The organism is Streptomyces sp. NPDC032198, from assembly GCF_040636975.1.
Lineage (GTDB): Bacteria > Actinomycetota > Actinomycetes > Streptomycetales > Streptomycetaceae > Streptomyces.
Map to the genome: position 1 here is coordinate 251,581 of NZ_JBEZVL010000004.1, position 16,029 is coordinate 267,609.

The 16,029-nt window shown below is 70.2% G+C and carries 17 protein-coding genes and 2 pseudogenes; 10 read left to right on the forward strand and 9 right to left on the reverse strand.

The annotated features are described in order from the left end of the window. Positions 1-45: 45 nt before the first annotated feature. Positions 46-663, reverse strand: coding sequence for a TOPRIM nucleotidyl transferase/hydrolase domain-containing protein (locus AB0E78_RS12075; RefSeq protein ID WP_361830977.1), 618 nt, complete (start codon positions 661-663; stop codon positions 46-48). Positions 664-767: 104 nt separating this feature from the next. Further along, positions 768-1,618 (reverse strand): annotated as a pseudogene (locus AB0E78_RS12080) (LysR family transcriptional regulator). An 80-nt stretch (positions 1,619-1,698) separates the two neighbouring features. On the opposite strand from AB0E78_RS12080, the gene AB0E78_RS12085 reads away from it, so the two are divergent. Both AB0E78_RS12085 and AB0E78_RS12090 read left to right on the forward strand, forming a co-directional pair. Next, positions 1,699-2,193 (forward strand): cupin domain-containing protein, encoded by a 495-nt coding sequence (locus AB0E78_RS12085; protein WP_361830980.1) that lies wholly within the window; start codon positions 1,699-1,701, stop codon positions 2,191-2,193. Positions 2,194-2,205: 12 nt separating this feature from the next. Beyond that, positions 2,206-2,568: a DoxX family protein gene (locus tag AB0E78_RS12090; protein ID WP_361830982.1), complete on the forward strand. Its 363-nt coding sequence runs from the start codon at positions 2,206-2,208 to the stop codon at positions 2,566-2,568. Between the two features lie 10 nt (positions 2,569-2,578). Here the strand turns inward: AB0E78_RS12090 and AB0E78_RS12095 are convergent, their stop codons facing one another. From AB0E78_RS12095 to AB0E78_RS12105, 3 genes are all read right to left on the reverse strand, one after another. After that, the gene (locus tag AB0E78_RS12095) at positions 2,579-2,914 is read right to left on the reverse strand and encodes a hypothetical protein (protein WP_361830985.1); all 336 of its coding nucleotides are present in this window, start codon (positions 2,912-2,914) and stop codon (positions 2,579-2,581) included. A 112-nt stretch (positions 2,915-3,026) separates the two neighbouring features. Beyond that, positions 3,027-5,438, reverse strand: a complete 2,412-nt coding sequence (locus AB0E78_RS12100; RefSeq protein WP_361830988.1) for a phosphoketolase family protein — start codon at positions 5,436-5,438, stop codon at positions 3,027-3,029. A gap of 261 nt (positions 5,439-5,699) precedes the next feature. Further along, positions 5,700-5,909 carry a hypothetical protein gene (locus AB0E78_RS12105; protein ID WP_361830989.1) on the reverse strand — a complete coding sequence of 70 codons (210 nt, stop codon included), beginning with the start codon at positions 5,907-5,909 and terminating at the stop codon, positions 5,700-5,702. 120 nt (positions 5,910-6,029) lie between these two features. On the opposite strand from AB0E78_RS12105, the gene AB0E78_RS12110 reads away from it, so the two are divergent. The 4 genes and pseudogenes from AB0E78_RS12110 (at position 6,030) to AB0E78_RS12125 (ending at position 8,723) form a co-directional block, all read left to right on the forward strand. Beyond that, complete coding sequence (locus tag AB0E78_RS12110) at positions 6,030-7,397, forward strand: histidine kinase (protein ID WP_361830991.1); 1,368 nt, start codon at positions 6,030-6,032, stop codon at positions 7,395-7,397. Continuing rightward, positions 7,394-7,717 (forward strand): annotated as a pseudogene (locus tag AB0E78_RS12115) (response regulator transcription factor); the annotation flags it as partial. The gene AB0E78_RS12110 and the pseudogene AB0E78_RS12115, both read left to right, overlap by 4 nt. After that, complete coding sequence (locus tag AB0E78_RS12120) at positions 7,683-7,937, forward strand: hypothetical protein (protein ID WP_361831799.1); 255 nt, start codon at positions 7,683-7,685, stop codon at positions 7,935-7,937. The pseudogene AB0E78_RS12115 and the gene AB0E78_RS12120, both read left to right, overlap by 35 nt. Positions 7,938-8,225: 288 nt before the next feature. After that, positions 8,226-8,723, forward strand: coding sequence for a MarR family transcriptional regulator (locus tag AB0E78_RS12125; RefSeq protein ID WP_361830994.1), 498 nt, complete (start codon positions 8,226-8,228; stop codon positions 8,721-8,723). Between the two features lie 73 nt (positions 8,724-8,796). Here the strand turns inward: AB0E78_RS12125 and AB0E78_RS12130 are convergent, their stop codons facing one another. Continuing rightward, positions 8,797-9,960, reverse strand: a complete 1,164-nt coding sequence (locus tag AB0E78_RS12130; RefSeq protein ID WP_361830997.1) for a PP2C family protein-serine/threonine phosphatase — start codon at positions 9,958-9,960, stop codon at positions 8,797-8,799. Between the two features lie 378 nt (positions 9,961-10,338). On the opposite strand from AB0E78_RS12130, the gene AB0E78_RS12135 reads away from it, so the two are divergent. Beyond that, positions 10,339-11,172, forward strand: a complete 834-nt coding sequence (locus AB0E78_RS12135; protein WP_361831742.1) for an RNA polymerase sigma factor SigF — start codon at positions 10,339-10,341, stop codon at positions 11,170-11,172. A 63-nt stretch (positions 11,173-11,235) separates the two neighbouring features. After that, positions 11,236-11,475 (forward strand): DUF5133 domain-containing protein, encoded by a 240-nt coding sequence (locus AB0E78_RS12140; RefSeq protein WP_361830999.1) that lies wholly within the window; start codon positions 11,236-11,238, stop codon positions 11,473-11,475. 68 nt (positions 11,476-11,543) lie between these two features. Here the strand turns inward: AB0E78_RS12140 and AB0E78_RS12145 are convergent, their stop codons facing one another. Further along, positions 11,544-11,870, reverse strand: a complete 327-nt coding sequence (locus tag AB0E78_RS12145) for a plasmid stabilization protein (RefSeq protein ID WP_361831001.1) — start codon at positions 11,868-11,870, stop codon at positions 11,544-11,546. Between the two features lie 450 nt (positions 11,871-12,320). Here AB0E78_RS12145 and AB0E78_RS12150 point away from each other — a divergent pair, with 450 nt between their 5' ends. Together AB0E78_RS12150 and AB0E78_RS12155 are read left to right on the forward strand one after the other, a co-directional pair. After that, complete coding sequence (locus AB0E78_RS12150) at positions 12,321-13,163, forward strand: SigB/SigF/SigG family RNA polymerase sigma factor (RefSeq protein ID WP_361831004.1); 843 nt, start codon at positions 12,321-12,323, stop codon at positions 13,161-13,163. Positions 13,164-13,366: 203 nt separating this feature from the next. Further along, complete coding sequence (locus tag AB0E78_RS12155) at positions 13,367-13,831, forward strand: peroxiredoxin (RefSeq protein ID WP_361831007.1); 465 nt, start codon at positions 13,367-13,369, stop codon at positions 13,829-13,831. 15 nt (positions 13,832-13,846) lie between these two features. Here AB0E78_RS12155 and AB0E78_RS12160 read toward each other — a convergent pair whose 3' ends face one another. Beyond that, positions 13,847-15,118, reverse strand: a complete 1,272-nt coding sequence (locus AB0E78_RS12160) for a SpoIIE family protein phosphatase (protein WP_361831010.1) — start codon at positions 15,116-15,118, stop codon at positions 13,847-13,849. Then, positions 15,118-15,927 (reverse strand): alpha/beta hydrolase, encoded by an 810-nt coding sequence (locus tag AB0E78_RS12165; protein WP_361831013.1) that lies wholly within the window; start codon positions 15,925-15,927, stop codon positions 15,118-15,120. Before AB0E78_RS12165 ends, AB0E78_RS12160 begins: the two co-directional genes overlap by 1 nt. Positions 15,928-16,029 lie beyond the last annotated feature (102 nt).

The following is a 16,029-nucleotide window of genomic DNA, read 5'->3' on the forward strand; positions in this document are numbered from 1 at the left end:
CGCAGGGGCCGTCCGGGTGCCCTGCTCAGCAGGCCACGTGGGGGCTCACAGGCTCGTGAGGAGGTCGTCGAGCGGTGCCGGTGTCAGTGCGGGGTCGAGGGCCTCGACGAGGAGGCGGCCGTAGCGGATCTTGCGGCCCTTCTTCGTGCCGAGGAAGCGTCTCAACTGCTGGTGCCGGGGCCGGTCGTGCTGTGCGGGCTGGTGCAGGAAGGTCTGCCAGGCCCGCTCGTCACCCTCGGCCCGGACGGTCTCCTCGACCCTCGCCGTGCCCAGCGCGCGGATGAGTTCGTCCTCCAGGTCCGACACGCACACGAAGAAGTCCCGGCCCGGCACGCCCGCCCGCTCCAGACCGCGGTCGTAGAAGCGCCGCTCGCCCACGTCGCACAGGCCCGCAAGACGCAGGTCGAGGCCGGGCGGCCCGAGCAGCTCGGTGTAGCGGCCGATGCTCATCGCCCCGCCCATCGACACGACGCACACCCCCTCGGCGGACAGGTCCCGGCCGCGCCGCGCGGCCAGCGCCTCGACGGCTTCGAGGTCGCTCGGCCCTTCGAGGAGCACCGCCGTCCGCACCCCCACCTGCTGGGCCAGCTCACTCGCCGGCCCGCCGGGCCCGCCGGCCGCCCAGTCGGTCACCGCGTCCCGGAACGCCCGCATGTCCGCCATGGGGGCGAGTCTGCACGTTCACCGGCGCCACGGCACGCGATATTCGACGGCGCCGCTCGCCATGCCCCGCGTACTCGGCCTCAGTTCGCTGCGTCCCTGCGTACTCAGTCCCGGTAGGCGGCGATCGCGATCCGGACGAAGGAGCGGATCAGCGGATTCGTGTCGCTGGCGTTCCACGCCACCACCGCGCGGCTCGGCGGCATGTCGATCACCGGCACCACGGTGAGCCCGTCCCCCGGCTCGTGGTCCAGGAGCGTCATGCCGACGGTTCCGTTCCAGAGAACGGCCTGCCTGCATTCCGCGACGGCGCGCACCACCGGGCCTTCGCGCGGCTCTCCGCCGTTCCAGTACGCCTGCCACCGGGGGTCGGTGCCCGCCGGGAAGACGAACCACCGGCGGCCGGTCAGGTCGGCCAGCTTCAGGCTGTCGCGGCGGGCCGCCGGATCGTCGGCTCGCAGCAGTGCGCCCACCGGGTCGGCGCGCAGCTCGTGCACGGCCAGGCCCGTCTCGTCGAACGGCCCCCGGTCAGGGCGACATCGACGAGACCGGCATGGAGCCCGCAGGTCGGGTCGGTCAGATCGGCCTCGCGGATGCGCACGTCGACCTCCGGGTGCCGTCGGCGGTAGGCCCCGGCAAGACGGGTCACGCCCGGGTCGGCGCTGTCCCCCAGGATGCCGACGGTGATGGTCGCGGCGCCGGCCGCGGCGGCGACGCGTACGCGCAGCACGTCCGCCTGGTCCAGCAGGGCGCGCGCCTCGTCGAGCAGCACCGCGCCCACGGCGGTGAGGGTGACGCCGGAGGGCGAGCGCTCGAACAGCGCGGCGCCGGCCTCGGTCTCCAGCCGTTTGATCGCCCGGCTCAGGGGCGGCTGGCTCATGTGCAGCCGGACGGCGGCCCGGCCGAAGTGGAGTTCCTCGGCGACCGCCACGAAATAGCGCAGGGTGCGTAGCTCCATGCTGCGACGATACCCGTGGGGTATCGGTGGCGTGGAACGGGTCTTGGACGGTCGCGGTGCCGTGGCGGTGGAATCAAGGCATGACTGACGAAGCGAGAACCAGTGAGCCGGCTCCTGTCGCCTCCGTATCAGTGGTCGGCCCCGACGAGGGCGAGACCATCGTCCTGGGCACCACACGGCTGCGCGTCCTGGAGGACGGCAGCAACACCGGGCACCGCATCGGGCTCGCCGAATCGGTCCTCGCGCCCCACACGCCGGGACCGCCGCAACACCGTCACGCCCAGCACGACGAGGGTTTCTACGTGGTCTCCGGCACGGTGCGCTTCACGGTCGGCGAGCAGCATTACGACGCGACCGCGGGGTCGCTCGTGATGGTCCCGCCCGGTGCGCCGCACACGTTCGCCAACACGACCGATCAACCGGCCGTCATGGTCAGCACTTTCACGCCTGACCTGTACGTGCAGTACTTCCGGGATCTGCAGGCCATGATCGCGGGCTGCCAGCCGTTGACCCCGCAGGCGAACATCCAAGTCATGAGCCGCTATGCCACCGAGCCCGCCACCGACTTCGCCTGAGGGCCGGACATCATGAACATCGCCTATTGGACCGTCGCCGGCCTGCTCGCCCTGTTCTACCTCTACGGGGGCGGGGTGAAGGTGGTCCGGAGCCGCGAGCAGCTCCGACCGATGATGGCCTGGGTGGACAGCACGCCGATGCCGGCCGTGCGGGCCATCGGGGTGACCGAAGTGCTCGGCGCGATCGGGCTGATCCTGCCGCCGCTGACCGGCATCGCACCCTGGCTGGCCCTGGCCGCGGCCATCGGCTTCGTGGTCCTGCAGATCGGCGCGACCAGGGTGCACCTGCGCCGCGGCGACCGCGACATCGCCCTCAACATCACGCTCCTGCTCACCGCGTCCGTGACCGTCTGGCTGGCGACGGCATGGCTCTGAGATCCGAGAACTAGCCCGCCTTCATCAGGGTCTCGTAACCGGAGTCGTCGCAGTAGGAGACGGCACGCCCCTCGGCGGCGGTGTCACCGCCGACCGCCATCGCGGTGTCATCGAGGATGTGGCTGCCCTCGCGGTCAAGCCCCTCCCGGTTCAGCCGTTTCGCGGCAGCGACGACCGTATATCCGCCGAAGCCGTCGGTGCCCGGCGCCTCGCTCTTCTCCTGCTGCCAACTCCCCAGCGCGGAACAGTAGGTGTGCCGAAACTCCTCGTCCCGCGCGGAGTCGGAGTCGTCCGAGGAACAGCCGGCCAGCAAGCCGGCGGTGACGACGGCAGCAGCCGCCGTCACCGCTCGCACCACCCTTCCCACGCCTGATGCGCCCCTCGCCCTGTCGCGCCGCATGACCAACCCCTCCCCTGAGCAACCAGGGAAGAGTATGGATCAAGAGGCGGCGGGGGGATCAGTCCTGCCAGGACCAGTCCCGCACTTCCGGCAGGTCCACGCCGTTCGCGCGTACGTAGGCGTGGTGGCGCAGCCGCGCGTCCTGCATCCACTGGCGTGCCTCGACAGCGCGGACGCCGAGGCCCGGCACCCGGTCGATGACGTCCATCACCAGGCGGAAGCGATCCAGGTCGTTGGCGACCACCATGTCGAAGGGTGTCGTCGTCGTGCCGCGCTCCTTGTAGCCGCGGACATGCAGGTTCGGGTGGACCGCGCGCCGGTAGGCAAGGCGGTGCACCAGCCAGGGGTAGCCGTGGAATCCGAAGATCACCGGCTTGTCGCGGGTGAACAGCGCGTCGAACTCCGCGTCCGGCATGCCGTGCGGGTGCTCGCCCTCCGGCAGCAGCCGCGCGATGTCCACCACGTTGACCACGCGCACCGCGAGGTCCGGCAGGTGGGTGCGCAGCAGGCTCGCGGCCGCGAGCACCTCCAGGGTGGGCACGTCCCCGGCGCAGGCCAGTACGACGTCCGGCTCCTGATCGGGGGCCTCCGTGCCGGCCCAGGTCCACACCCCGGCGCCCCGCGCGCAGTGGGCGCGCGCCTCGTCCAGGCTCAGCCAGTCGAAGCCGGGCTGCTTGCCGGCCACGATCACGTTCACGTAGTCACGTGAGGCGAGGCAGTGCTCGGCGGTGGACAGCAGCGTGTTGGTGTCCGGGGGCAGGTAGACCCGTACCGCCTCCGGACTCTTGTTGAGCACGTGTCCGATGAAGCCGGGGTCCTGGTGCGAGAAGCCGTTGTGGTCCTGGCGCCACACATGGGAGGTGAGCAGGTAGTTCAGCGAGGCGATGGGCGCCCGCCAGGACAACTCGCGGGTGGTACGCAGCCACTTGATGTGCTGGTTGACCATCGAGTCGACGATGTGCACGAACGCCTCGTAGCAGGAGAACAGGCCATGACGGCCCGTCAGCAGATAGCCCTCCAGCCAGCCCTGGCAGGTGTGCTCGGAGAGGATCTCCATCACCCGCCCGTGCCGCGTGAGGTGTTCGTCCACGTCGTGGATCTCTTCCTGCCAGGCCTTTCCGGACGCCCCGTAGACCTCGTCGAGCCGGTTGGAGGCGGTCTCGTCCGGGCCGACGAGCCGGAAGTCGCGCCGCTCGGCGGTGTCGGCCATCACCTGGCGCAGGTAGCCGCCGAGCACCCGCGTCGGCTCGTTCATGGTGGCGCCCGGCTTGTCCACGTCGACCGCGAACCCCTCCAGCGGCTTCAGCGGGAGCGAGCGCAGGAGCAGCCCGCCGTTGGCATGCGGGTTGGCGCCGAGGCGCAGGGTGCCCTGCGGGGCGATGTCGAGGAGCCCGGCTGCGGGGCGCCCCTGGGCGTCGAACAGTTCCTCGGGCCGGTAGGAGCGCAGCCATTCCTCCAGCTGGTGACGGTGCTCGTCGCTCTCCCTGACGTTGGACAGCGGCACCTGGTGCGCGCGCCACGTGCCCTCCACCTGCTTGCCGTCCACCGTCTTGGGGCCGGTCCAGCCCTTCGGGGTACGGAGCACGATCATGGGCCAGCGGGGTCCGGCGGCGTCCTTGGCGCGCTCGCTCTCGCCGCCTGCCCTGGCCTCGCGCTGGATCGCCGCGATGCCGTCGAGGCAGCGGTCGAGGGCGGCGGCGAAGGCCCGGTGGACGGTCATGGGGTCGTCGCCGGTGACGTGCACCGGCTCGTACCCGTATCCGCGCATGAGGGCGTCGAGCTGGTCCTCGGGCAGCCGGGCCGGGATCGTCGGGTTGGCGATCTTGTAGCCGTTCAGGTGCAGGACGGGCAGCACCGCGCCGTCGTGCACCGGGTCCAGGAAGGTGTTGGAGTGCCAGGAGGCGGCCAGCGGTCCGGTCTCGGACTCTCCGTCGCCGATGACGCACACCGACAGCAGGTCCGGATTGTCGAACGCGGCGCCGTAGGCGTGCGAGAGGGAGTAGCCGAGTTCGCCGCCCTCGTGGATGGAGCCGGGCGTCTCGGGGGCGACATGGCTCGGTACCCCGCCGGGGAACGAGAACTGGCGGAAGAGCCGGGTCATCCCCTCCTCGTCGCGGGTGATGTCGGGATACGTCTCGGTGTACGTGCCGTCCAGCCAGGAGTTGGCAAGCACCGCGGGCCCGCCGTGCCCTGGCCCCCAGATGCAGACGGTGTCCAGGTTCCGCGCCTTGATGACGCGGTTGAGGTGGGCGTGCACCAGGTTGAGCCCGGGCGAGGTGCCGAAGTGGCCAAGGAGGCGTGGCTTGATGTCCTCCGCCGCGAGGGGGCGCCGCAGCAGGGCGTTGTCCATCAGATAGATCTGGCCCACCGAGAGGTAGTTCGCCGCCCTCCAATACCGTTCCAGTGCCTGCAGTTCGGCAGCGGAGGCCGGTTCGGCGGCTGGGGCCGCGTTCACCGCGGGGTCGCCCATGGGTGCTCCTTCCGAGGATGACGGCCGGTCCTGAGGTCGGGGCGGCGGACCGGCACGGCGGCGTTCGCCCCCGGCGGACCGGACGAAGGGCGTGGCGCGTCATCGGATGCGTCACCGGCCACGCTCAACGTAACGGCGTGCCGGATCACACGCCTCCCGGAGTCCGCCGGACGCATGCCCCGCGCCGCCGGGTTCCCAGTACGCACCCGCGTAATCCGTCCTCTGTCACCCGCGGGCGGTGTCACCGAGCGTCGACGCCTGCTACACCGGCTCCTCCGCCTCTTTCCTCGCGGACGCGTCCGCGAGGTGACCCCAATGCGCCTCCGGGCCCGTGAGCCGGTGCAGCCTGCCCGCGGATCCCGGCTGGGGAGTGATCGCCACCGAGGAGGTGCCGCGTGCGGGGCCGGTTCCGGTGACGACCAGGGATGAGGAGAGGCGCGGATGGGGCTCCGACCGGCGGGGACGGCCCATGCCACGAAGAGCACCGCCGGCCCGCCCCCTGCCGGGCTCCCGCACCCGGCAACGCGCCAGATCCCGCCATGCGGTACAGGAGTTGCTCCGGGGAACAGCGACGTCATCCAGGATGGTGCCGTGAGCACAATCGAGGACCCGATCGCCAGAGCCATCGCGCACACGCTCCTCCCCCGGCGGGCGGCGGTGCCGCACACCGCCGCGCGCGATGTGGCGGTGGTCGCCTCGCTGTTGCTCCTCCAGACCCTCCTGGCCGTGCTGCCCGCCACCCAGAACGGGCGGGCACCCGACGTGTGGGGCTGGGCCCTGCTGACGGCCATGCCGCTGGTGCTGCTCCTGCGCAGGCGTGCGGTGTGGTTCGCCGCCGTCACCGTCCTCGTGCTCAACGCCCCGTACCACCTGCTCGATTACACGCACACCGCGGCGCTCCCGGTGGGTGTCGTCGTGCTGTTCCACCTCGCCGTCGCAGGACCCCCGATCCGGAGCCTGCTCACTCTCGGCGGCACGCTGTTGCTCATGACGGCCGCCGCGCTCGCGGTGGGGCAGGCGCAGGCCGTGCCCGGCATGTTCCGGGACGCCGGCTGGCTGGTCGCCGTCGCGGTGATCGGCGAGGCCCTGCGCGTCCACCGCCGTTATGTCGACGCGCTCATCGACCGCGCCGAGCACGCCGAGCACACCCGTGAGGAGGAAGCCGCCCGGCGCGTCGCCGAGGAGCGCCTGCGGGTCGCACGCGACCTGCACGATCTGCTCGCGCAAAGCATCACGCTGATCGGTGTGCAGACCTCGGTGGCGGCCCATCTGCTCGTCGAGGATCCCGGCAGGCTCGATCGCGCGTCCGTCGCCGAGGCGCTGGAGGGCATCGCCGAGACGTGCCGCAGCGCACGCGGTGAGCTCCGGACCACGCTCGTGACGCTGCGGAAGGGTGACTCCGACTCTCCCGGCCCTGCGGGCGGCCCCGCCGGGACGGCTGCCACGGACCCCCAGGACGGACGGCGGCTGCCGCACATCGCGGGGCTGACCGACCTGGTGCGGACGGCGCGGACGACCGGCGCCCACGTCGTGCTCGACGTGCGGGACGCGGCGGCGCGGCAGGGGCACGACTCGCCCGAGAGGCCGGTGCCCGCCGCCGTGGGGGCCGCCACGTACCGCATCGTTCAGGAGGCCCTGACGAACGCCGTGCGGCATGCCGGCCACGGCGTCCATGTGTGGGTGACGGTCGAACACACCGCGGACGGCGAGGCGTTGCGTGTCGTCGTCCTCAACAACAGCGGCCCGAAGGTTCCGGAGCGCACGACCGGTGGTGTCACCGGCGCGGCGGCCGGGTTCGGTCTGACAGGAATGCGGGAACGCGCCCGCAGCGTGGGCGGGACGCTCACCGCCGCACCCAGCAGCGACGGTTCGGGGTTCGCGGTCCGTGCTCGCCTCCCCCTCGACGTGCCCGGACCAAAAGACCCGGAAAGCGCGGAAGGTCCGGGGGTGCGCGGATGAGCTCGGCGGCGCAACCGATCCGGGTCGTGCTGGCCGACGACCAGACGCTGGTGCGGTCCGCCTTCGCCAGACCATTCGCCTCCGCCCCCGACATGAGCGTCGTCGGTGAGGCCGCGACCGGGCGGGAATCCGTGCTGCTGGCCCGGAGCGCGCGTGCCGACCTCGTCCTGATGGACGTGCAGATGCCGGAGCCCGACGGCATCGAGGCCGCCCGGCTGATCGCCGGGGATCCGGATCTTTCGGGGGTCGGCGTGCTCGTGCTGACCACCTACGACACCGACGAGCATGTCGTGGACGCACTGCGGGCCGGAGCTTCCGGCCCCGATCACGCCCACATTTCCCCTCTTCGGGGTGCTCGGGCCGATACTGGTCCCGACGAAATGGACCATCCGCTTCGATCCACCCGTACCTACCGATGGATTTCCCCCCGGCGCCGCGGACGATCCGCTGGTGGTGGAGAAGTCGGCGACCGAGGTGAAGGACACCGTCCAGCACCGCATCAACGAAATGCTCCAAGAACGAGGTTCGCTCTTCTCGTAGCTTCTGTACGTGTGCGTATGGTCCGTGTCCCCCGTCGCGGACCGTACGCACACCCCCTCGGCAGCGAAGCCCGGGCCGGTTTCCACTATGCTTCGTCGCACAACCGCCCGTGCCGAGATGCGATCCGGTGCCGCGTGCTCCACCGGTGCCCCCGTCGCACCGTGCCCGTCATCTGAGGGAAGCTTCGCGACCTGCGTGTCCTTGCAGGCCGATCCGGTCACGATGTGTGGACCGTGCCCCGGTGGCAAGATGTACGAGTGAGACAACGCCGATCGGAGTGTCATCGACATGGGTCTGAGTCCCGAACCCGATCACAGCTCCGGGGATGCGGCTCACGCGGGTTCCGAGTTCATCGAACTGCTGGAAGTCATGTGGGAACAGGGACGTGAGGCCGTCCCGACCGGGCCCGTGTCGCCGTCCCAGTTGCGCGTCCTGTACGCACTGGACCGCGATGAGGGCATCAATCTGCGGATGCTCGCCGAGGCCCTGGGGTCGGCTCCCCCCTCGGTGAGCCGCCTGTGCGACCGGCTGCAGGCCACGGGCCTGATCGAACGAACACCCAGTCCGGTCAGCCGAAGGGAACTGGAGCTTCGGCTGACCAGCCATGGCAGGGCGTACCTCGCCGACCTCCGCAAGCGGCGCGAGAGCATACTGATGGCCACCATCGACGCCATGCCGCCCAAAGCGCGCCGCGCCCTGCTCGAAGGGCTCCGGGGCTTTCGTGACGTGGCCATCGCGTCCGAGCAGGACGACGACAGAGCCAGAACCTGGCGCTCGGTCGGCTAGACCGGACAGACCGGACCACTGAGCGCTCAGGCCGGCTCATTCTCCGCTCATGACACCGCGTCGGCGCCGTCTGCTACCGCCCGAACCAGTCGAGGCAGACCACCAGAGCGTCGTCGTCAAGGGGCAGCGGACCGCGGTACTCGGCGAGATCACGCAGCACCGCCTGCGGCACCTGCGCGGCGGGCAGCAGTCGATGCGCCGACAGGGACCGCGCGAGCGCCCGCTCCCCGTACCGCTCCCCCGCCTTCGAGACGCTCTCGTAGACGCCGTCGCTGCTCACCAGGATGCGATCGCCCGGTTCCAGCTGCAGGCGCTCCACGACGTAGGCCGTCTCCTCGAACATCCCCAGCGGAAGCTGCGCGTCGAAGTCGACGGATTCGACCGCCCGCCCCCGGTACCTCCACATGCGAGGCGATCCGGCGTCGACGACCTCCACCTCGCCGGTGGCGAGATCGAAACGCAGGAGCAGGACGGAGGCATGCAGCTCGCCCCGGTACTGCGCGTACACGGCCTGGTCGGCGAGGCTCGCCTGGCCGGGAAGGTCGAGTCCCGCACGGCGGGCGTTGCGCAGCGCGTTCACCACGAGGTTGGTGAGCAGCGCCGCCTCCATCCCGTGGCCCATTCCATTGGTCACGGTGAGCGTGAGGTGGCGCGGCGAGACCGACCAGTCGAAGTTGTCACCGAAGATCGCGTACGCGGGCTCCAGGTGGGCGCCCAGCTGGAACTCCGGACGCGTCACCGAGCGACCCGGCAGCAGCTGCCACTGCATCTCGGCGGCCAGCGTGAGGCGGGCGGCCCTGCGCGCGAGGAGGTACAGATCGGTGTCGCGCTCGGCGACCAGGATCTCGTGGCCCAGCGCCTCGCAGATGCGCTGCATCTCCGGCAGGTGGGCCTGGTCATGGCGCTCTTCGGGGATGGTGACGGTGAGCACGCCCATCCGGTCTCCCCGGACGGTCACCGGCAGATGGATGGTCGCCATGCCGTCCACGACCTTGGACTCGACACATGGTTCCTGGGCGCCGAACGCCCTGCCCTGCGGGCTGCCCTGGATGGGTACCGACTCGGAGACGAACGGCACGTCCTCCACCATCTGGAGGGTGGTCAAGCCGTAGTCGGCGAGCCGCAGTTCCGCCTCTTCGACCCCGTACTGCTCCCGCAACGCCCCCGTCACGACATCGAGCAGCAAATGGGGCGCCGCGTTGCGCAGCTCCCGCTCGACGGCAGCGAATCTGTCCACGTGATCCTGCTTCTCGTTTAGCCACGCCGAATTGACCCGGCCGACAGCATCCCCGGTCCGTCGGCCTTCGGCGTCCGGGGACATGACTCCAGTCCAACACGGTGCGCCCGAGGAGTCACTCCGGTGGCTGGGGCTGTCAGGTCTGGGCGATGCCTGGCTGAAGCCGGGCAACCTCCCACATCGTACGATGCATGGAGACAACTATTTCCCCACAGCAAGAAAATTTGGTTCAACGCACATGCCTGCCATGAGTCGGGGCAGGGGCGGTACGAGGAAGCTTCGTAGACCAGGGGAGGTAGAGACATGTCACTGATCTCTGAACAGGCTGCCGAGACCGTCCACGCGGACGGGACCGCGGCCTCGGGCGAGATCCCGGAGATGGGCCAGGCGACTGCCGTCGAGGGTGCGCTCCCGTGGATAGAGGACACGGACAAGGTCGCCCCGAAGGATGCCCGCGCGTTGTCGAAGTTGTTCTTCGACCGGCTGCAGACCTTGGAAGAAGGCACGCACGAATACCAGTACGCGCGCAACACCCTTATCGAGATGAACCTGACGCTGGTGCACTTCGCGGCCCGCCGGTTCCGCAACCGCGGCAACGGCGACATGGAAGAGATCATCCAGGTCGGCACCATCGGCCTCATCAAGGCCATCGACCGGTTCGATCTCAGTCGTGAGGTCGAGTTCGCCACCTTTGCGGTGCCTTACATCCTCGGCGAGATCAAGCGGTTCTTCCGTGACACCACCTGGGCCGTGCACGTGCCGCGCCGGCTCCAGGAGCTGCGTGTGGAGCTCGCCAAGGCCAAGGAGGAGATCTCGGCCCATCTGGACCATGACCCGACCGTCAAGGAACTCGCCGAATACCTGTCCATCACCGAGGAAGAGGTCATCGACGGCCTCATCGCCTCCAACGGTTATACGGCCGGCTCCCTTGAGGCACCCACCGACGGCGGTGAGAGCGCGGCCACGCCGACGCGGACGCTGGCCGATGTGATGGGTGAACCGGATCCGGCCATGGAAGCGGTGGAGAATCTGCACGCGCTGGCACCGCTCCTCGACGAACTCGACGAGCGGGAGCGCCGCATCCTTGAACTGCGCTTCGGCCAGGAGATGACGCAGTCGCAGATCGGGGTCGAACTCGGCGTTTCCCAGATGCACATCTCCCGTCTTCTCACCGGCACCCTCAACAAGCTCCGCAGGGGAATGCTGGCCTGACACCCCCTCATACGAGGTCCGCACCGCACCCCCCGAGAACCGCACCCCCGAAAGAGGATGTTCATGCTGCTGGCACACCCGGTGGTCCTGGCAGACCTGCTGGAACGCTACAAGGCCCTGGCCGTGCTGCGGGCCGACCAGGGAGGCGCCGAAGGCCGCCAGGAGTACGAAGACGTCGCCTACAGCCTGTGCCTGGCCACCGGTACCAGTGACATCGACGCCGCCCTGGTGGCCGCGAGCCATCACCTGCCCGGCGCCCGCCTCGCCGACGACTCCCTGCTCTCGGACGAAGCGCTCCGGTAACAACGCACGCCCTCCGTCGATCGGCCGCACCCAGACGCGGCCGATCGACGAAGCCCGCGTCCGACGGCTCAGCGCCCGAGGGCCTGCTTGAGTTCCTTCTTGTTCATGGACGAACGGCCCTCGATGTTCTTCTTCTTGGCCTCGGCGTACAGCTGATCCTTGGTCGGGCCCTGCGCACCGCTGTGCGAACGCTCCCCGCCCCGCTCGTACGCCGATTTCTTGTCCCCCGTGGACGTCTTGCTGGCCGTCTTCGACTCTCCCGAACGTGCCCGCTCCTTGTTCACCGTCCGGGAGGCGATCTCCTTGGCGCGCTTCGTCGAGGCCCCGCGGTCCTCGGCACTGTCCTTGATGTGCTCGTACTGGCGTTCACGCTTCTTACTGGATCCAGCAGGCATGCCCTGCACCCTTCTCATCGGCGAGTTCCACGTGGCCGGGCTGTTCGTCCCGCCCGCATGGTTCTTGGTCACCATCGTTCTCGGTCACCGTGCGGCTCGCATGTCGACGGTTCGGGCGGTGGCGAGCCAGGCGACTTGGCGGTGCGCGCCCTTCTGGGCGGTGCGTGCCCTCAGGCACCCGAGACCCTCAGGTACCCGGAAAGAGGCGGGTGATTCATCGGCCCGCGGGTGCGCGCGGACCGTTCCGCGGGCCTTCGCCCACGGTTTCGTACGCGGGCGCACGACTCCCGTTTGTTTCCCCACCGAGTCCAGGGGCAGGCGGACTTCGTGCTTCGGACCGGAGGCGCATTCGCGGGGAGCGGTATGCCCTCTCCCGTCGGATGCCCGGCCCCGGGCCGTCCCGTTTCTCCGCGGTCACTTGTTCGTCCACCGCCTGAGGAGCAATTCCTGATGCTTACCGATCTCGCCGCGCCCACGGCCCGTCGTCGTACGGGAACCCAGCACATCCATGACGACGCTCCCGACACCGAGTCGGCTTTCGCGCATCTGGCCACGCTGGACAGCGGGCCCGAGTTCGACCTGCTCTGCGAGGAGATCGTGACGGCCTGGCTGCCCATGGCACACCGGCTGGCCAGCCGCTTCCGCAACAAGGGCGAGAACCTCGAGGACCTGCGGCAGGTTGCCGCCATGGGCCTCATCAAGGCCGTCAAGCGATTCGAGCCCGAGCGCGGGGCCTTTGAGAGCTATGCCGTGCCCACCATCACCGGAGAGCTGCGCCGGCACTTCCGCGATCGCATGTGGGACGTGCGGGTGCCCCGCCGCGTGCAGGAGCTGCGCAACAAGGTCCGGGTCGCGCGCCGGGAGCTCCTGGAGCGACCGGGCAGCGACGCCGAGCCCAGCCTGGCCGACATCGCCGAGCGTGCGGAGCTGACCGAGGATGAGGTCCGTGAGGGGATGGAGGCCATGTCGAGCTACAGCGCCCTGTCGCTGGACGCCGAAGTCTCCGCCGACCCCGATGGATTCAGCCTGGCCGACACACTGGGGGCGCCCGACCCCGCCTACGACTGCATCACCGACCGGGAGGCCGCCAAGACCGGTCTGCGGCGGCTGCCGGAGCGTGAGCGGACCATCCTGTACCTGCGCTTCTTCGAGGACATGACGCAGAGCAGGATCGCCGAGGAGCTCGGCATCTCGCAGATGCACGTCTCCCGCCTGATCACCACCAGCTGTGCCCGTGTCCGCGCGGAGGCCACCCGCGGAGAGTTCGGCACCGGGCACGCTCAGGCGGCATGACCGCGGGCAGCGTGCGAACCGTGCGCTGCCCGCGTCGAGTCCCTGGGGCGCCAGGGCCGCCCCAGGGGCTCGGACCGCCGGACCGCCCCCTCCTTACCGCCGAGTAGTATCGCGGCCACGCTGCCCGTGCCGCCGAGCCGTCAGGAGACCCCCGTGCCCGCCCTTCACTCTCGCCCGCTTCACCCAGGCCAAGGAGCCCAGCGATGACCCGCGTGCAAGTCGGCTCCCTCGTCGAGGACTTCACCCTGCCCGATGAGACGGGCACGCCCACGTCCCTTTCGTCGCTCCTGTCCGAAGGCCCGGTGGTGGTGTTCGTCTACCCGGCGGCGATGACCCCCGGCTGCACCGCCCAGGCGTGCCACTTCCGGGACCTGGCAGCCGAGTTCGCGGCCGTGGGCGCCAGGCCGGTGGGGATCAGCTCGGACGCCGTCGAGCGCCAGCGCGAGTTCGCGGGGCTGCACACGTTCGGGTTCCCGCTGCTGTCCGACCCGGAGGGAGTGGTACGCGGCCGGTTCGGCGTGGCCCGCGGCTTCGGCCCCCTGCCGACCAAGCGGACCACCTTCGTCATCGGAACCGACCGGCGCGTACTCGAGGTGGTCCGCAGCGAGTTCCGCATGAGCACCCACGCGGACCGCGCCCTGGAAACACTGCGGGCGACGGCCCGCTGAACCGGCTCCCGCGCGTCAGTCGTGGTCGTCACCGGTGTGTGCGGGCACGCTGATCGCGAGGACGGCGGTGTCGTCGTCGACTCCGGTACCGAAGGTGTCGAGCAGGTCACGGATCGCGGCGACGGCGCCCGGCGCGGTCGTCGGTGCCAGGGCCTGGGCGAAGTCGAGGAGGGCTTCGTCCCCATAGCGCTCGTCCTCGCTGTTCGACGCCGTGTGGGCTTCGGTGAGGCCGTCCGTGTACAGCAGCAGGGTGTCGCCTGCCGCGAGACAGATGGTCGTGGTGGCGATGTGCGCGTCGGGCAGGACCCCGACGAGCTGGCCACCCGGGGTGGGCAGGTAGTCGGCGCTTCCGTCGGCGCGCAGGAGCAGGGCCGGGGGGTGGCCGCCGCTGGCCAGGGTGACGCGGAAGCCGCCCCCCTCGGCGTCGGGGGTGAGCAGTCCGAAGATGACCGTGCAGAAGCGCGGATCGTCACCGTTGTACTCGTGGTTCAGGACGGTGTTGAGATTGCGCAGGACGGCGGCCGGATCGGGATCGTAGACGGCTGCGGCACGCAGGGTGTAGCGGGCCAGCGAGGTGATGGCCGCGGCGGCGGCGCCCTTGCCGCACACGTCTCCCAGGAACAGCCCCCAGGTCCCCGCGGCGAGAGGGAAGAGGTCGTAGAAGTCGCCGCCGACCATGTCGGTGGAGGCGATGTGGTAGTGCGCGGCCACCTCCAGGCCGGGCACGCTCACCAGCGCCGGGGGCAGCAGCGTCTGCTGGAGGACGGCGTTGAGTCGCTGGAGTTCTGCGCGTTCACGCTCGGCCTGTTCCCGGGCGCGCAGCAGCTCCGTCTCGTAGGCGCGGCGGTCTCTGGCGTCGAAGACCGTGGTGCGGATCAACAGCGGCTGTCCGTCACCGCCGGTCTTGACCGTGGAGGTCACCAGGACGGGCAGGCGCCTGCCGTCGGCCGCCTTGAGTTCCAGGGCGACCCCTCTGACCTCGCCCTGCATGCGCAGCAGCGGGCCGAAGTGCGTCTCGTGGTAGAGCCGACCGCCCACGGTCAGCAGGTCGGAGAACGACTTGCGGCCCACCAGCTCGTCGTGGGCGTACCCGAGCCAGTCGAGCAGCGTCATGTTGATCTTGGCGATGGTGCCGTCGAGGAGGGTGGAGAGGTAGCCGCACGGCGCGTGCTCGTACAGATCCTCGGCGCTGTCCTCCAGCAGCGCGGAGAACGCCGCCTGCTCGTCGTCGGGCCGGCCCCCGGGATCCGGGGGCTCGCCGTTCCCCCCGTCGCTGGTCCTGCTCATCATCGCGCGGTTCCGACGAAGTCGGTGAGTACGGCGGCCGTCTCTTCCGGCGCGGCGAGCTGGGGGCAGTGCCCGGTCGCGTTCAGCGTGACGAGACGGCTTCCGGGGATCCGGTCGCGTACGAAGGCTCCGACCTCCGGGGGTGCGATCGCGTCACTGGAGCACTGCGCGACCAGCGTGGGAACGCCGACCGCGGCGAGGTCCTCACGGTTGTCGGACAGGAAAGTGACACGGGCGAAGACGCGGGCGATGTCCGGATCGGTGCGGCAGAAGCTGTTGGTCAGCTCCTCGCCCAGCTCCGGCCGCTCCGGATTGCCCATGATCACCGGAGCCATGGCACCCGACCAGCCCAGGTAGTTCGCCTCCAGCGAGCCGAGGAGTTCATCGATGTCCTCGCGGCTGAACCCGCCGCGATAGCCGGCTGCCGGATCGTCGATGAAACACGGCGACGGGGCGAGCAGGACCAGACCGGCGAACGCCTCCGGCTCCCGCGCCGCGGCCAGGACGCCCATCATGGCGCTCACCGAGTGCCCCACGAAGGTCACCGGGCCGAGCTCCAGCTCACGGCAGATCTCCAGCACGTCTTCCACGTAGCCCTCCAGCGAGGAATAGCGTTGCTCGCTCCACGCCGACAGGTCGGAGCGCCCGGCTCCGACGTGGTCGAACAGAACCACGGTGAAGTCCCGCTCCAGCAGCGGCACCACCAGCCGCCACATGTTCTGGTCGCACCCGAACCCGTGCGCCAGCATCACCACCGGCCCTCCGGTGCGGCCGGTCACCGTCACATGGTTCCTGCTCAGTGCCGTCATAAGGAACATCGTCGCAGAATCCCCGCCGACTGCTTCCTCCGCTTCCCCGACGGTCCGCGGCGCCGCCGGTGCCCCTCGCGACGGGTACGAGGGTGAAGCACG

Coding starts and splice junctions, on each gene's coding strand:
- AB0E78_RS12075 (WP_361830977.1), bottom strand. CDS start 663: ATGGCGGACATGCGGGCGTTCCGGGACGCGGTGACCGACTGGGCGGCC.
- AB0E78_RS12085 (WP_361830980.1), top strand. CDS start 1,699: ATGACTGACGAAGCGAGAACCAGTGAGCCGGCTCCTGTCGCCTCCGTA.
- AB0E78_RS12090 (WP_361830982.1), top strand. CDS start 2,206: ATGAACATCGCCTATTGGACCGTCGCCGGCCTGCTCGCCCTGTTCTAC.
- AB0E78_RS12100 (WP_361830988.1), bottom strand. CDS start 5,438: ATGGGCGACCCCGCGGTGAACGCGGCCCCAGCCGCCGAACCGGCCTCC.
- AB0E78_RS12105 (WP_361830989.1), bottom strand. CDS start 5,909: ATGGGCCGTCCCCGCCGGTCGGAGCCCCATCCGCGCCTCTCCTCATCC.
- AB0E78_RS12120 (WP_361831799.1), top strand. CDS start 7,683: ATGTCGTGGACGCACTGCGGGCCGGAGCTTCCGGCCCCGATCACGCCC.
- AB0E78_RS12125 (WP_361830994.1), top strand. CDS start 8,226: ATGGGTCTGAGTCCCGAACCCGATCACAGCTCCGGGGATGCGGCTCAC.
- AB0E78_RS12135 (WP_361831742.1), top strand. CDS start 10,339: ATGGGCCAGGCGACTGCCGTCGAGGGTGCGCTCCCGTGGATAGAGGAC.
- AB0E78_RS12140 (WP_361830999.1), top strand. CDS start 11,236: ATGCTGCTGGCACACCCGGTGGTCCTGGCAGACCTGCTGGAACGCTAC.
- AB0E78_RS12145 (WP_361831001.1), bottom strand. CDS start 11,870: ATGCCTGCTGGATCCAGTAAGAAGCGTGAACGCCAGTACGAGCACATC.
- AB0E78_RS12150 (WP_361831004.1), top strand. CDS start 12,321: ATGCTTACCGATCTCGCCGCGCCCACGGCCCGTCGTCGTACGGGAACC.
- AB0E78_RS12155 (WP_361831007.1), top strand. CDS start 13,367: ATGACCCGCGTGCAAGTCGGCTCCCTCGTCGAGGACTTCACCCTGCCC.
- AB0E78_RS12160 (WP_361831010.1), bottom strand. CDS start 15,118: ATGAGCAGGACCAGCGACGGGGGGAACGGCGAGCCCCCGGATCCCGGG.
- AB0E78_RS12165 (WP_361831013.1), bottom strand. CDS start 15,927: ATGACGGCACTGAGCAGGAACCATGTGACGGTGACCGGCCGCACCGGA.